Source organism: Paenibacillus sp. DRB1-1 (assembly GCF_052119485.1).
In the GTDB taxonomy this organism is placed as follows: Bacteria; Bacillota; Bacilli; order Paenibacillales; family Paenibacillaceae; genus Paenibacillus; species Paenibacillus polymyxa_B.
Genome location: NZ_JBODQH010000001.1, coordinates 4,665,329 through 4,678,000, shown reverse-complemented (window position 1 = coordinate 4,678,000; position 12,672 = coordinate 4,665,329). Strand labels below are relative to the sequence as shown.

At 42.7% G+C, this 12,672-nt stretch carries 18 protein-coding genes and 1 tRNA gene; 4 read left to right on the top strand and 15 right to left on the bottom strand.

Features of this window, described 5'->3' with window-relative positions:
- Nucleotides 1–3: 3 nt before the first annotated feature.
- From ACQW03_RS21065 to ACQW03_RS21040, 6 genes are all read right to left on the bottom strand, one after another.
- Complete coding sequence (locus tag ACQW03_RS21065; protein ID WP_441951570.1) at nucleotides 4–1,242, bottom strand: beta-ketoacyl synthase N-terminal-like domain-containing protein; 1,239 nt, start codon at nucleotides 1,240–1,242, stop codon at nucleotides 4–6.
- Nucleotides 1,239–1,478, bottom strand: coding sequence for an acyl carrier protein (locus ACQW03_RS21060; protein WP_025723541.1), 240 nt, complete (start codon nucleotides 1,476–1,478; stop codon nucleotides 1,239–1,241). Before ACQW03_RS21060 ends, ACQW03_RS21065 begins: the two co-directional genes overlap by 4 nt.
- A 49-nt stretch (nucleotides 1,479–1,527) precedes the next feature.
- Entirely contained in the window at nucleotides 1,528–2,280 is a 753-nt protein-coding gene (locus tag ACQW03_RS21055; protein WP_441951568.1) for a 4'-phosphopantetheinyl transferase family protein, read from the bottom strand.
- A gap of 142 nt (nucleotides 2,281–2,422) precedes the next feature.
- Nucleotides 2,423–2,944: an antiterminator LoaP gene (gene loaP, locus ACQW03_RS21050; protein WP_061828474.1), complete on the bottom strand. Its 522-nt coding sequence runs from the start codon at nucleotides 2,942–2,944 to the stop codon at nucleotides 2,423–2,425.
- A 493-nt stretch (nucleotides 2,945–3,437) separates the two neighbouring features.
- Nucleotides 3,438–4,073, bottom strand: a complete 636-nt coding sequence (locus ACQW03_RS21045) for an MBL fold metallo-hydrolase (protein WP_441951566.1) — start codon at nucleotides 4,071–4,073, stop codon at nucleotides 3,438–3,440.
- A gap of 380 nt (nucleotides 4,074–4,453) precedes the next feature.
- Nucleotides 4,454–4,539, bottom strand: a tRNA-Leu gene (locus ACQW03_RS21040).
- A gap of 247 nt (nucleotides 4,540–4,786) precedes the next feature.
- Between ACQW03_RS21040 and ACQW03_RS21035 the strand changes: the two genes are divergently transcribed.
- Together ACQW03_RS21035 and ACQW03_RS21030 are read left to right on the top strand one after the other, a co-directional pair.
- Nucleotides 4,787–4,945, top strand: coding sequence for a hypothetical protein (locus ACQW03_RS21035; protein WP_013311032.1), 159 nt, complete (start codon nucleotides 4,787–4,789; stop codon nucleotides 4,943–4,945).
- 129 nt (nucleotides 4,946–5,074) lie between these two features.
- Nucleotides 5,075–5,263, top strand: a complete 189-nt coding sequence (locus tag ACQW03_RS21030; protein ID WP_076293475.1) for a hypothetical protein — start codon at nucleotides 5,075–5,077, stop codon at nucleotides 5,261–5,263.
- 76 nt (nucleotides 5,264–5,339) lie between these two features.
- Here the strand turns inward: ACQW03_RS21030 and ACQW03_RS21025 are convergent, their stop codons facing one another.
- The 3 genes from ACQW03_RS21025 to ACQW03_RS21015 all read right to left on the bottom strand — a co-directional run bounded on the left by ACQW03_RS21025 (nucleotide 5,340) and on the right by ACQW03_RS21015 (nucleotide 6,150).
- The gene (locus ACQW03_RS21025) at nucleotides 5,340–5,492 is read right to left on the bottom strand and encodes a hypothetical protein (RefSeq protein ID WP_179085923.1); all 153 of its coding nucleotides are present in this window, start codon (nucleotides 5,490–5,492) and stop codon (nucleotides 5,340–5,342) included.
- A 96-nt stretch (nucleotides 5,493–5,588) separates the two neighbouring features.
- Entirely contained in the window at nucleotides 5,589–5,915 is a 327-nt protein-coding gene (locus ACQW03_RS21020) for a YnfA family protein (protein ID WP_025723546.1), read from the bottom strand.
- 52 nt (nucleotides 5,916–5,967) lie between these two features.
- On the bottom strand, nucleotides 5,968–6,150 hold the full coding sequence (locus tag ACQW03_RS21015; RefSeq protein WP_025723548.1) for a hypothetical protein: 183 nt from the start codon (nucleotides 6,148–6,150) through the stop codon (nucleotides 5,968–5,970).
- A 353-nt stretch (nucleotides 6,151–6,503) separates the two neighbouring features.
- Between ACQW03_RS21015 and ACQW03_RS21010 the strand changes: the two genes are divergently transcribed.
- Both ACQW03_RS21010 and ACQW03_RS21005 read left to right on the top strand, forming a co-directional pair.
- Nucleotides 6,504–6,782 (top strand): hypothetical protein, encoded by a 279-nt coding sequence (locus ACQW03_RS21010; protein ID WP_441951563.1) that lies wholly within the window; start codon nucleotides 6,504–6,506, stop codon nucleotides 6,780–6,782.
- Between the two features lie 31 nt (nucleotides 6,783–6,813).
- Nucleotides 6,814–7,845, top strand: coding sequence for a glycosyl hydrolase (locus ACQW03_RS21005; RefSeq protein ID WP_023989401.1), 1,032 nt, complete (start codon nucleotides 6,814–6,816; stop codon nucleotides 7,843–7,845).
- 71 nt (nucleotides 7,846–7,916) lie between these two features.
- On the opposite strand, the gene ACQW03_RS21000 is transcribed toward ACQW03_RS21005, so the two are convergent.
- The 6 genes from ACQW03_RS21000 to ACQW03_RS20975 all read right to left on the bottom strand — a co-directional run bounded on the left by ACQW03_RS21000 (nucleotide 7,917) and on the right by ACQW03_RS20975 (nucleotide 12,513).
- Nucleotides 7,917–8,132: a hypothetical protein gene (locus tag ACQW03_RS21000; protein WP_013311038.1), complete on the bottom strand. Its 216-nt coding sequence runs from the start codon at nucleotides 8,130–8,132 to the stop codon at nucleotides 7,917–7,919.
- A gap of 186 nt (nucleotides 8,133–8,318) precedes the next feature.
- Complete coding sequence (locus tag ACQW03_RS20995) at nucleotides 8,319–9,422, bottom strand: glycerol dehydrogenase (RefSeq protein WP_023989402.1); 1,104 nt, start codon at nucleotides 9,420–9,422, stop codon at nucleotides 8,319–8,321.
- 133 nt (nucleotides 9,423–9,555) lie between these two features.
- Entirely contained in the window at nucleotides 9,556–10,104 is a 549-nt protein-coding gene (locus tag ACQW03_RS20990) for a GNAT family N-acetyltransferase (protein ID WP_441952450.1), read from the bottom strand.
- Nucleotides 10,105–10,305: 201 nt separating this feature from the next.
- On the bottom strand, nucleotides 10,306–11,292 hold the full coding sequence (locus ACQW03_RS20985) for a ketoacyl-ACP synthase III (RefSeq protein WP_441951560.1): 987 nt from the start codon (nucleotides 11,290–11,292) through the stop codon (nucleotides 10,306–10,308).
- Between the two features lie 31 nt (nucleotides 11,293–11,323).
- Complete coding sequence (locus tag ACQW03_RS20980) at nucleotides 11,324–11,674, bottom strand: hypothetical protein (RefSeq protein ID WP_071641694.1); 351 nt, start codon at nucleotides 11,672–11,674, stop codon at nucleotides 11,324–11,326.
- Between the two features lie 185 nt (nucleotides 11,675–11,859).
- On the bottom strand, nucleotides 11,860–12,513 hold the full coding sequence (locus tag ACQW03_RS20975) for a cell wall hydrolase (RefSeq protein ID WP_023989405.1): 654 nt from the start codon (nucleotides 12,511–12,513) through the stop codon (nucleotides 11,860–11,862).
- Nucleotides 12,514–12,672 lie beyond the last annotated feature (159 nt).

Genomic DNA, 12,672 nt, shown 5'->3' with positions numbered 1-12,672 from the left:
CTCTCAAATACGCGACTCACATTTTTGCATACAAATGGCCGTATTGATTCCACCAAACCCCATGCTCAGATTCATAGTATTGTGAATAATTGCTGGTACGGACTCATTCTTCACCCAATTGCAGTCCAATTGGATAGGCTCCTCCAAATTACGGGTAGGGTGAAGTCTCGACTCCGACATTTGTAAAAGAGTAGCAATAATTTCAACAGTTCCTGCCGCGCTCAAGCCATGACCGATAATGGATTTGGTTGCATTGATATAGGCATGTGACAATTTGCAATCCTGTAATGCCTTTATTTCTATCTCGTCTCCAACGACCGAGCCTGTCCCATGGGGATTAATATAATCAATCTCTTCCGGTAGCAGCTTTGCTTTCTCCAAAGCTCTTCTAATCACTCGGGCTTCGCCTTCGTAGGAGGGATTGGGATTCCGGTTTCGATCCATTCCCATATCCCATCCTGCAAGTTTGGCATAAGGTTTTTCCCGACGCCTCACGGCAGAATCGGCCCGTTCTATGACTACAACCCCGCAAGATTCCCCATAGATGAACCCGTCCCGCGACTGATCAAATGGACGACACGCCATTGCAGGTTCATCGGCATATCGGTCGCTTCCCATCGCTCCCAAGGATCGCAATGCCTGGCATTCCATATACGAAATATCCATCAATGCCCCCATTGCAATGCAAACATCAACACGATTTGCTTGAATGGCCTCAATTGCTTGAATGATTGCGACTTGTCCACTCGCGGATGCACCACCGACGGTATAAGCTAACCCCTGAATGCCGAACTGTTCGGTACATAGCCCGCACAAATCAGTATCCATAAAGGAAAGCCCATAGGTCGGCGGTACAAAGCACATTTTTTCCCGGTAGGCCTCATAGGTCTGAAATAGCTCCCGTTGCTGAAAATTGGAGCCTCCAACCACCAGTCCAATACGGCTAGGATCAACGTTATCCAATTGGGCATCATCCCAGGCTTCTTGAAGGGTTACCATGGCCACCTGCCCCGAAAATGATGCTGTACGTAACATTCGTTTGGATAATGCCTTCGGATAAGACAAGGGTAGCAGTTCCGCACCTATAAATGAAGCTTCCCCCCTTCTGCCGGGGCGTTGCATGACGCCAAATGCATGCTGCCCTTTGAACAACGCCGAGGCAAAAGCAGCCTTCCCCTGCCCAATCGCCGAAGTCACGCCAATCCCCGTAACGACTAATTCAGACTCTTCATAATTTTTCATAATTTCGCATAAAGTGCATCTGTCAATTCCCCTATATTTTTCACGCCGGACAATTCGACACGCGGAATATTAAGAGATAATGTTTCCATCGTCTTGTTTACAATTTCGGCCCGATCTACTGAATCTGCACCCAAATCCACTAATCGATCGCCATACTCGAACGTGTGATCCTGTAATTCGGGAAGCACTTCGCAAATACAACGTTTAACAATATCGAATACTTCTTCCTTATGCATGGGTATCCTCCTAAAAAATAAATGATTTAAAACTCAACAAACCTGGTATTCAGTAAGCATGACCTACAAACGTATTTCGATGAAAACTTGCAATGAATTCCTCATAAAGCCGAGAAATATTCATACTCCATTCCGTCTTCCTCGGTGCTACAATCGTGCAGATATAGTCACCTAACCGGTAAGACTGGGCAGCATATTGTGGAAAATGTGAAAATGTACTTTGGAAGTATCCATCCATAGATCTGGTCTCATTCATTTCAAGTACATGCAGCGATGTTGTAAAACCTGTGCGCAATATTTTCGACAGGGCCTCCTTCACTGTCCAAAAAACCGTCAATAAAGCTGAGTACTCCTCTATTCCCCGCACGACAGAGATTCTTTCCTTTTCTTCCGCCGTCAGTTGGCTTTCAATTGTCTTATTTCGCTTTGAATCAATCCTCTCAATATCAATGCCCATGGGATGTGCTTCGGGAAAAACAACAGCTGCTCCGATATAGTCGCAGTGGGCAATGCTCACCTGATAGCTGTGGACACCCTTGATTCGAAGCATGGGCTGGCCGAAGACACCTGACTCCACACTTACGTTGCGCAGGTCTGGCTCGCTTAACAGCACCGAAACTGCTTGTTTGGCACTTAGCCTGCCAAGCACAAAGTTGGATTTCCGCCGATGGAATACCAAACTCTCGAAGTAACTACACTCATCCGAATGAAAAACTTCCCGATCAAGGGGAGCGTCCGCGTTATAATCTGCATGGACAAAACTGACGGCCGCCCTCATCACGGCATCTTCCCGCTTCAACACTAGTTTTTCTGCATACGAGGCTACGCATATCCCCTCCTAGTAAACTACTAACTTAACAGTCCAAATCAAAAAAGGCCTTCAAATCCCTTAAGGGTTCTGAAAGCTTCCTCATGGAGTATGAACTCGTCACGAGTTCTCCACTTTAAACCTTACTTATAATTTCCAAAGCTACTCTCACTAACCTAATATCACCCATAAATTCTAACTGAATGACCGCTTGTCGTTTATGTCTATCTATTTTCTTAACTATACTCCCCCTTCCTTTAAGTGGGCCATCTAGGATACGTATATTGTCTCCTTCAATAATTCCAGTTGATGATTCTATACAATAGCTATCATTGCATAGACTTTCTAACATTTGTTTCTCCGAATCTCTCATTGAAGCTTCAAACTTCGAGTATCTCAATAAACGAATGATATCACTAGAAGTGCAAATCATTGAATTTGTACTGGTTACGAACTGCAAGTCAGGTAAATTCGACTCAATAAATACATAGCTTGGGAACAAAGGAGCCCATTCTTTCTTTACTATTCCTGCTACTTTAAAGAGTCTCTCTTGGAGTGGTATAAAGGGTTTGTAGACTTCAGAATCCAACCACTCATTAATAAGCTGCTTGACCTGTTCTTCCCTACCCGTTCGCACAAAAAACACGTACCAGCTCACTTAACTCATCTCCTATTAAAACGTACTGCCAAATCATCTCCTAAAATGTCTACTACCCATATACATAGCTTCGCCCTTTCACTTATCCTACTTGATAAGCTACAATCTCTCACGATATATCCCTCATTGATGGTTAACGTGACCCGCCAGCGATTAACCACAGACAAGTTCCTTTATTTTTCATATAATCATATAATTGGAATAATGTTTTTCCATTATAATCCTCTACTCAAACCCTGTCAATTCACAGTTGATTGGAAACGGCCAAGTTCATGATTGGATTCGCAAACCTTTCTGAAAATGCTCAATTTGAAGTCCTTATTATCTTTCGAATACAACTTCAACGTTTCTGGCGGCTCATAAAAAAACTGATCCGAGTGTTTTACTCTAGTTGACTTGAGCATCTCGGGCACAAATAAGTGATAGATCGTTATGTATTATTTTTTATATTCAAGATTTTCTCTCACCATTAGAACTGGGCCACAATACAGACTCATTTGAAATCGAACAGGCCCTTTTGGTTCGGACGCATTCTAAATTTAATAAAAGATTCCTTACTCGTAAATTGAAAATAAATATTTTCATCCATAAGGTGATTGAGTGTAAAACCAGGCGCTTTACCAAATGAATGAGCAGGATAAATTTGAATAGAGTCATCAATTTCTCGCTTTATTTTTTGAACGCTATTATATAATTCTACCGGATCTCCTCCATTTGGGTCACAAAAGCCACAACCTTCAATGAATATTGTATCCCCAGTAAATAAGCGATCTGATAAAAGATAGCATACACTTCCCACGGTATGTCCAGGGGTCAAAAGACTTTTGATTTCCGTTTCACCGACCTGGATTGAATCCTTGTCTTTAATTGAATGTAAATTTCTACATCTAAAATGATAAAAATCGATTTCGTTTGTTGACATGAATACCTGCGGGTTATATTTTTCCAAGAGTGGATTTACCAAATTAATATGATCCCAATGTGAGTGAGTTAATAGTATCGCTTTGAGATCGCCATTCAATTGTTGAAGATAGGACTCTACCTTTAATAAATCCCATGATGGGTCAACAATAGCTATGTCTCTTGTTTTCTCATCCATTACAAAATATACATAATTGATGAAATTCATAAAACAGACTCTTAACTGTTCCATATGAAAAGTCAGATTCATATCAGCTTCACCGAACCACCTTCCCAATGGTTAATTAAAAACAACAACATTCTGATTTAAGGTTTTGGACCCCTTCATTTTTTTGGAATTACTTACCATTTAATTATAAAGACCTAATTTCGTTGTCCTATGATTATAACAATTTATGCAATAGAAAGGCTCCAACTCTCTGTTACAAGATCGCTTAATTTTACCAAAACAAAAAACGCCTCTCCGTATGTTAACGGTGAGACGTTTTTGTTGGTTCTGTATACCTGTTACGGAGTATTCCGCAGCTACACAGAACCTCGCGTTATTTTCATTCATTTAACTTTGATGTGGCCGTTATATTTCAAGAATGCCGAGGACCGGGATCGAACCGGTACGGTAGTCACCTACCGCAGGATTTTAAGTCCTGTGCGTCTGCCAATTCCGCCACCCCGGCATAAATTTAGGAACGCTAATCTTTACACTTACTTGTCTTACAAGTATCTAAGAAACACACATTTGATTAAAAAGTGTTCTCGTTATGTAAATGTCGTTCAATTGGGCACCAACATATAATACGATAATTTTATCGAATTGTAAAGTGTTTTTCAAAAAAAATAATAAAATTATCTTTTTGTATAACTTGTGCACATTTGAATTACACTAATAAACGTCTTTCCAAACTACCAGAAGGGGTGTTACGAATGCGTGAAGGTATGATTCCAGCTGTTCTTGGAACGGTAGTATCGGCTTCAGGCGCTGTGTTGCTGAGCAGTAAGTACAAACTTGCAGCTACAGGCATTCTCGGTTTCGGACTGGCTCATGTAGTTCTGGGAGCGATTGATCTGATTGAGCATCGCTAGTTGTTTGGGAAGTGCCGGGCGGGATTTACTCCCCCCGGTTTTATTTTTATCAACGTTTAGTCTGAAGCACAAACGTTTATGTAAAGTATAGAAGCTGAATGTACCTAATAAAAGGAGCTGTGATGTGCTATGAGAGATAATAACTCTGAAAAGAATCGTACTGACGATCAAATCGAATATAAACAATCCCTGGGCAAGCGCGAGCCAGGATTTAATCGCATTCCTGACACCGATGAAGATACACCTGCTGCTACTGATATGATTGATGAAGCCATAGGTCGCGGGATAGACAAGTTACGTAAGGATTTCACAAAATAAAGCATGGGTAATAGGACACAGGTTTGTGAGCAGTCCTTAATTCATTTGTTTTGATATGTACAGTGATTTCGTAAAATCACTTAAAAATCAGCATGATCCAGCCAATGATTGATATCCACAGCACGATGCTGATTAAGAGTCCACATATGATACCAAAAGAGAAATTACCTTCACTCTTCGGTACAGCACTACCAAATTTCAATCTAAGCTTCATTTGATTCCAGTTCATAGAACCCCCTCCTTAAGTTCTATTTCGGAATATGAAGCTTATTATTGTAGACCTATAGTCATGTTTTTAAAAATAAAAATAGGGTTTTTCGTCCTATCACCCTGGTCGCGGAAACAGGATTACAGCTATACCGACCAAACAAATCAATCCACCAATGAAATCGTACAAGTCGGGTGTCTTTTTATCAATCCACCAGCCCCATGCAATGGAAAGAACAATAAAGACACCACCATATGCTGCATATACACGCCCAAAGGAGGAAAAAACCTGAAAGGTAGCAATGATTCCATACACAGCCAAAATTACTCCGCCGCAAAGTCCGACATACCATGTCTTTCCTTCACGCAGCCACTGCCAAATCAAATATCCTCCTCCAATTTCAGCGATACCAGCCAATATAAAAAGTAAAGCTGCCTTTAACACCATTTCACATCCCTAATTCTTCAAATTCTTTTCGATTTTTTTGGATATCTCATTAGAGCACTCGACCTAAAAGGATAATCAATGCAATCACGCCAACCAGAATCAGCAGGTTGCTGACCTGACGCCATAAGCTAGGCACTCCCTCGGAGTGAAGCTTCCGCTGATTGGCATCAAAGTTCGCTTTGGCTCCTTCAGCATCTGCTGATCTAGAGAATGGTCTGTTTTCTTCATTCATAAGAGCACCTCCTTTTCAATCCACTTTAATCATACCAAACTTTTCCGTCGATTTCGCATTGCTCTTATGCATATACTTACCATATATTTCAGATTGCATCTTCATATATGTGAAGTGTACATCCATATGTCAATATTTCGCTGAATATAAAGTATGATGTCGAATCAAGGTAGAGTGGGTATTTAGACGTCTTTCATTGCAGGACGGTAGTTATGGTATAATTTAGTCAACTTGTTCAAGATCGTAACCAGCGCTCATTTGTTTACTCAACTTGTAATTAAATTGACATCTAAGAATCCACATCCCCGTTACAACCTGCATATTCTGTTTGTAAACCCAGGAGGAGGATACCGATGTCCCCAATCTTTATAGCAAGTTTAATGATGATGGGCATATTTTTATTTCAGGCAGCCATCGTTCTCGGCATCATACATTGGATTTCAAAACGAACCCAACGTCCAGCACAAACCAAAATGTATCCTGCAATGGGTTTGCTCGTTGTAATTTTAGGCTTCCTTGTATGGGACAACTGGATACACTCACAGGAATTCAATGGATGGGCCACGATTAGTCTGCTGGTGATTATTATTAGCGCCTATATACAGCTTAGAAAGCAAAAAGAAAAATACTAATCCCATTACCATGCATCAAAGGAGGAGCGCCATGAAATCTCACTCAACACGCTTTTGGTTACAGAGGGTGCTACTGCTAATGCTTGTTTTACTCTTCAGCGGCTCTCAGCAATCATTCATTGTTGCCGATGCCGCCCCGCCAATTAATGTTCAGGCCTCTGCCAAAGCCAAGCAATTACTTGCCTACCTATCTAATGTACCGGATGATATGCTAATTTCCGGGCAGCATGATTACTTAGAGGCACCGGATGAACAAAATAACAAGCTACAACAAATCAGCGGACAATACGCAGGACTTCACGGCTATGAGTTTGGAGGATTGGCTAACCAGTCCCGTACGGCCCTACGAGAGCAACGTCAGCATGTTGTGAATAGTGCTATCCAATGGAGTCAGGACGGCGGAATCGTAGCTGTTACCTTCCATCAGGCGCTACCGGGCAAACCCAAAACGTGGAAAAACGTACAAGCAAAAATTACTCAAGCTGAATTTAATCGTTACATCACGCCGGGTACCCCGCAATATAAACAACTGATCGCCGATCTGGATGAGGTGGCTCTGTCCCTTAAGACCTTACGAGACGCGGATGTACCTGTTTTATGGAGGCCCTATCATGAAATGAACGGCAACTGGTTTTGGTGGGGGAACAAGCAAAATTACGCTAAGTTGTGGAATCTAATGTATGATCGGTTCACTCATGTCCATCATCTAGATAACCTGTTGTGGGTGTGGAGTCCCAATGCCCCAAACGCATATAGCACTCCCTATAATCTGTCCTTCCCAGGTATTAACCGTGTAGATATTCTTGCAGCTGATATCTATAACAATGATTACAAACCCTCCTACTACACCGAATTACTAAAGCTTGCGCAGGGCAAGCCTATGGGAATCGGAGAAAGTGATATTCTGCCAAGTGCGAAGGTGCTGCAAAACCAGCCAGCCTGGGCCTATGCCATGACATGGGGAAAGGAGCTGTCTGCAACCAATTCACAAGCAGCAATCAGACATTTTATGAACCAAAATAATATCATCACACGAGACCTTCTTCATGAGTCCCTCCGCTGAAAGAAAAAAGCTTCCACTTCGCTCTAGGAGCAAAGTGGAAGCTTTTTTATACCAAATCCAAATAAAGCACTCTAACTATTTCTAATAACCTCTTCTAGATCAATATCGGCATACGCCTCTTCACCAAGATGTACGGATACAATGGTGTAGATCCGCTTGGACAGTCTAGACATCAGCCGATCACCCGGTGCTACAGAATATTCTTCCCGATAATCTCCAATTTTGTGAAAACCGCTGGACATATGGATGTACAAGTTGCCCCTACGTGTTTTACCATGCACCAACATCAAATCTCCTCCTGCTGTGTAACCAACCTAATTTCCCTGTTACATGTATATCGGTCAGAACAAGATAGGATATAAGTCCCTGGTAGCCTCTTTCGTTTCACATGTTAGTGCACGTAGACGAAACGGGTCTGCCAGTGATGTGACAGACCCGTTTTTGTAAACCCATTTTCGTGATTTAGGAAGAAACTATTCTTGATAGGATTCTGCTATTGCATTCGCTGCAATGATTGCATTGTACACGTCAGCAGGACTAACCGGGAACGGCATGTTGACCATTGTATCATTCGATGCACAAGCAGCTTCAGCCACTTGGCGCCATTCAGCCTCAACAAATTCCTCTACACCCAAGTCACGAAGCGTCAATGGAAGACCTACATCCTTAACCAGTTTAATCACGGTTTCCAGTTCTTCCTTCGGTGCATTTTCCAGCACTAGCTGGGTTAACAAACCGAATGTAACTTTCTCACCATGCTGTGCTTTATGAAGCGAAGGAACAGCCGTCATGCCGTTATGAATGGCGTGTGCTGCTGCCAACCCACCTGATTCTGCACCAACACCGCTCAGATAAATGGTAGCTTCAATCGTATCCTCCACCGCACGAGTATATACTTTACGATCTACAGCACGTTTGGCCTTCACAGCATTTTCCAGCAACGTATCATAACAAAGACGAGCAAGTCCCAGTCCTGTAGTGGAAGGCTTGTTCAGAACCAGGTTATCCCCGTTAGCCTGATAGCAAGCACGAGCTTCAAAATAAGTGGCCAGTGCGTCACCGATTCCAGCTGCAAAGAAACGTGCAGGCGCTGCTGCCAGAATGCCTGTATCCGCCAGTACAACGTCTGGATTAGTAGGCAGGAACAGATATTCATCAAAAGAGCCATCTTTTTTGTATATAACCGCAAGCGCGGTACATGGAGCATCTGTAGAAGCAATCGTTGGGAAAATAACAACAGGCAGCTTTTCATAATAAGCTGTTGCCTTGGCGGTATCCAACGTTTTTCCCCCGCCAATTCCTATGATAATGTTCGAACCATGTTTACGCACCAATTCACGGTTACGATCAATCTCTTCTTTTGTACATTCATATTGAAATTTCTCGAAGACCACCTGGTTACCAGCTGCTTCAATCGAAGCACCTGCCTCCTTTTGGGCCCTTTCAAGTATGAACTCATCACAAATAACAAAGGCTTTATCGCCATAATCCTTAATATAGTCATTTAACGACGAGAGCAGATTTTGCCCAGAAATAAATTTCTTGGGTGAAGTGACGGACCTTACAACGTTTGCCATGTAAATTCCTCCTCAGCTTTGACTCATACTCAAATTAATAATGATTTGGGCATGTGACCCCTTAACTATAAACCTCTTTTCACGTTATTAAAAGGCTTATTATGGAATATTTTATGAACAAATTGTGTATCTATTATACTTGAGCAGTCGAGCTCCATTCAGAATACAGGATACCCATCATGATACGATCATAACTATTACCATCACGAAGAACAGCGGAACGAACTCTACCCTCAAGCTGGAACCCCGCCTTCTCATAAGTTCGTATCGCTTGTGTATTGTACTCAATCACATCCAAGCCGACCCGATTTAAATTGAGTTCATAAAACGCATAACGAAGAATGAGACCTACAGCTTCTGCCCCAAAACCCTTGCCACGGTAGTCCGTATTACCTATACCTATTGCCAGCTGCCCGCTGCGATTATTCCACTCAATTCCGTGGATAGCAACAAATCCGATCAAGACATCATCTGCCAATGTTCTTAATCGAAAATAGACCTCGTTAGAGCTGGGAGATCCTTCTGACTCCATCTGTTTCAACGTGTAAGGGAGCGCCAAATCCGTATCTACATTTCGCAGATACTTCGCATCCTCCCCCCATTTGAACATCACTTCGGCATCTTCTTCCCTGACTGCGGCTAGTTTTATTCGTTCTCCATAAAATAACTTTTCGATCTTAATGACCCTTCAGCTCCTAATTATGAATTGTGTGCTTGTTTTCTGTCATAATTGTCATGCTATCCAATGTCCGCAATATAAGCTCTCCCTTATGTACTCAATGTTTAAATTTTACAAAACAATCAAACATAACACAACCAAATCATTACAATTGTCAATTTGTGATACACAAAAAGACCTTGCAGTTGCAAGGCCTTCATATTCCTAGTATTTAAATAACATAGCAACCAGTTGATATCCAGCTCCAATCGTCCAGAACAGTACATAATCACCGCGCCGGATACGACCCGATTCAATACCTTCATATAGAGCAATGAACGGGCTACTGGTACCTGTGTAACCATATCGATCTCCCACATAAATCATTTGGGCGTCCTCTAGCTCCAAGTGATCCTGAATCTTCAATACATTTGCTAACGAGAACTGAGACAGACAATAAGCCCGTACATCCCGAGGCGTCAGCCCATTCTTTTTTAAAATGCGTTCAAGCAGATCAAATGTTGGAGGCAAGGCCATATTGGCGTCGAACGGAAGCCACTGAATATATTTTCCGGGGGCGTTCCTTTGGAGTGTTGCCGCTAACCCCTGAGCCGGGTACAAAATTTTATCTATATTGACTGGGTCCGTAAAATACATAGAATCTATAAATCCGGTGTCTTCTTCTGTACGCTCCAAAATAGCCGCACATGCAGCATCTCCATAGTTCGCATAAGTAATCTCATCCTCTGGACCGGAAATGAGTGAATTATAATCCGAACCGATAATAAGCGCTGTCCGCACGTCAGAATTAGATAACATCGACCGACTGACTTGATCGACAACGACTGTCATCCCTGCACAATTCGCGTTGGAATCCATCACGGCCACATCATGTCTGGCCCCAATCGCCTGGTGAACAAACAATGCATTCATCGGAAACAGTGACTCAGGAACTTGAGTGGAGAACACGATCATATCCACGTCACGGCCTGTGATACCAGCCTGTTCCAGAGCTTTTTGCGCAGCCGCAATTCCCATTGTTAGACCGTTTTCGTTCGGATCATCAATGATATAACGCTGTTTTCTACCCATATGCTCCATGAAGCGTCGAATATCTTTGTCCCGCTCGTCAAAATGGCGAACATAGTATTCGTTATCCAACGAATGGGACGGATGGTACACACCCAGTGCTTTTATTTTGATATGGCTCATCAGGCTTCCCCCTTACACATACGTCAGCGCATTATTGTACAACAATATCTACGTTGTTTAATCCTGCTTCGCGTGCTACTCGACCAAGCTGCATTTTAATAATGGTTTGTTGAAGGCTGATGCCAAAGATTACTTTGGTAAATCCAGTTTCTTTATAACGTACAAATGAGCCCTTCAATTTTTCCACTTCTCCCGGACCCAAAAGTGCCATCTGGGTACAATCTACCTTGAGTGTAAAGTTGGACGCCTGAATGGATGAGGTTTTGGCTACATAATCTTTTACAAAGCTATCATACTCTTCCTGGCTAAAAACTCCATTCACCGCCATATGTACCGTTTTCATGGCTTGATCTACTTCGATAGTGTAAGGATGTTGACTCATTTTAGAAAGACTCCTTTAATTTCATTTTTTTGTCTATTAAGAGTATCGGAATAATAGGTAGAATTTTTAATATTAAATCAGATAAACCGCCACTAAAATATTACAAATTTGTGAATATAAAAAAACCGTCACTGCTCCTAGAAGAAGCACCTGACGGCTGGAAATTTGCGTATTCTCATATGAAATTAATTCGTAAACGTATGGCGACCGAGTGAGATGACAGCCGGACGACTTTTACTCCATTTGGCTGTGGCAATGGCCGGGTTGTAATAAAACAAGGACCCATTGGTCGGATCAGCACCATTAAGTGCCTGTCTGGCTGCACGATACGCAGTCTTGTTTGGTTTCAGACGGTATTGACCATCCTGTACAGCGGTGAATTGGCCAGGCTGCAAAATAACGTCCGGGATCGAGCTTGGAAACTCGCCGGACTGAACACGGTTTAATACGACAGCGCCGACAGCCACTTGACCTTCAAACGATTCCCCGCGAGCCTCAGAATAAATGATACGAGCCAGTTGATCCAGCGCGGTTACGCGCACCTCTCCGAAGGATTCCAGCTTGGCTTGTGTAGCCGCTCCGGCTACTCCATCAGGTGTCAGACCGTTATCCCGTTGAAAACGAGCCACCGCTTTACTGGTCAGAGAACCATAGTACCCAGTAAACCCAGCCTTGAAATAACCGAGCGAATGAAGCTGCTGTTGAAGCTCCAGCACCCGTTCGCTTTGAACCCCTTTCTTCAAAGCTGACGTTTGTGCTTGTGCTTGTCCTGGTGCGACTGACAATACAGTACCTAACATACATGCGCAGGACAGGATTAAAATAGATAACTTTTTCATATTCCAGACAACCTCCTCTTTCATGTTCTGTCCGGTGCAACCATTCCGGCCTGTACAACTCAGGGACGTTTATCCGATGATGTTTCTTATGACATAACTTATGCCTAGCTGCAGAAATGACGCGTGGCTACATACGGAATGGGACAATCATGCTTTCAC

Excerpts from the sequence above, each read along its gene's own strand:
- ACQW03_RS20980 (WP_071641694.1), bottom strand. The coding sequence starts at position 11,674 with ATGAGTCAACATCCTTACACTATCGAAGTAGATCAAGCCATGAAAACG.
- ACQW03_RS20975 (WP_023989405.1), bottom strand. The coding sequence starts at position 12,513 with ATGAAAAAGTTATCTATTTTAATCCTGTCCTGCGCATGTATGTTAGGT.
- ACQW03_RS21030 (WP_076293475.1), top strand. The coding sequence starts at position 5,075 with ATGAGAGATAATAACTCTGAAAAGAATCGTACTGACGATCAAATCGAA.
- ACQW03_RS21045 (WP_441951566.1), bottom strand. The coding sequence starts at position 4,073 with ATGAATTTCATCAATTATGTATATTTTGTAATGGATGAGAAAACAAGA.
- ACQW03_RS20995 (WP_023989402.1), bottom strand. The coding sequence starts at position 9,422 with ATGGCAAACGTTGTAAGGTCCGTCACTTCACCCAAGAAATTTATTTCT.
- ACQW03_RS21005 (WP_023989401.1), top strand. The coding sequence starts at position 6,814 with ATGAAATCTCACTCAACACGCTTTTGGTTACAGAGGGTGCTACTGCTA.
- ACQW03_RS21015 (WP_025723548.1), bottom strand. The coding sequence starts at position 6,150 with ATGAATGAAGAAAACAGACCATTCTCTAGATCAGCAGATGCTGAAGGA.
- ACQW03_RS21000 (WP_013311038.1), bottom strand. The coding sequence starts at position 8,132 with ATGTTGGTGCATGGTAAAACACGTAGGGGCAACTTGTACATCCATATG.
- ACQW03_RS21065 (WP_441951570.1), bottom strand. The coding sequence starts at position 1,242 with ATGAAAAATTATGAAGAGTCTGAATTAGTCGTTACGGGGATTGGCGTG.
- ACQW03_RS21060 (WP_025723541.1), bottom strand. The coding sequence starts at position 1,478 with ATGCATAAGGAAGAAGTATTCGATATTGTTAAACGTTGTATTTGCGAA.
- ACQW03_RS20985 (WP_441951560.1), bottom strand. The coding sequence starts at position 11,292 with ATGAGCCATATCAAAATAAAAGCACTGGGTGTGTACCATCCGTCCCAT.
- ACQW03_RS21025 (WP_179085923.1), bottom strand. The coding sequence starts at position 5,492 with ATGAACTGGAATCAAATGAAGCTTAGATTGAAATTTGGTAGTGCTGTA.
- ACQW03_RS21035 (WP_013311032.1), top strand. The coding sequence starts at position 4,787 with ATGCGTGAAGGTATGATTCCAGCTGTTCTTGGAACGGTAGTATCGGCT.
- ACQW03_RS21010 (WP_441951563.1), top strand. The coding sequence starts at position 6,504 with ATGTCCCCAATCTTTATAGCAAGTTTAATGATGATGGGCATATTTTTA.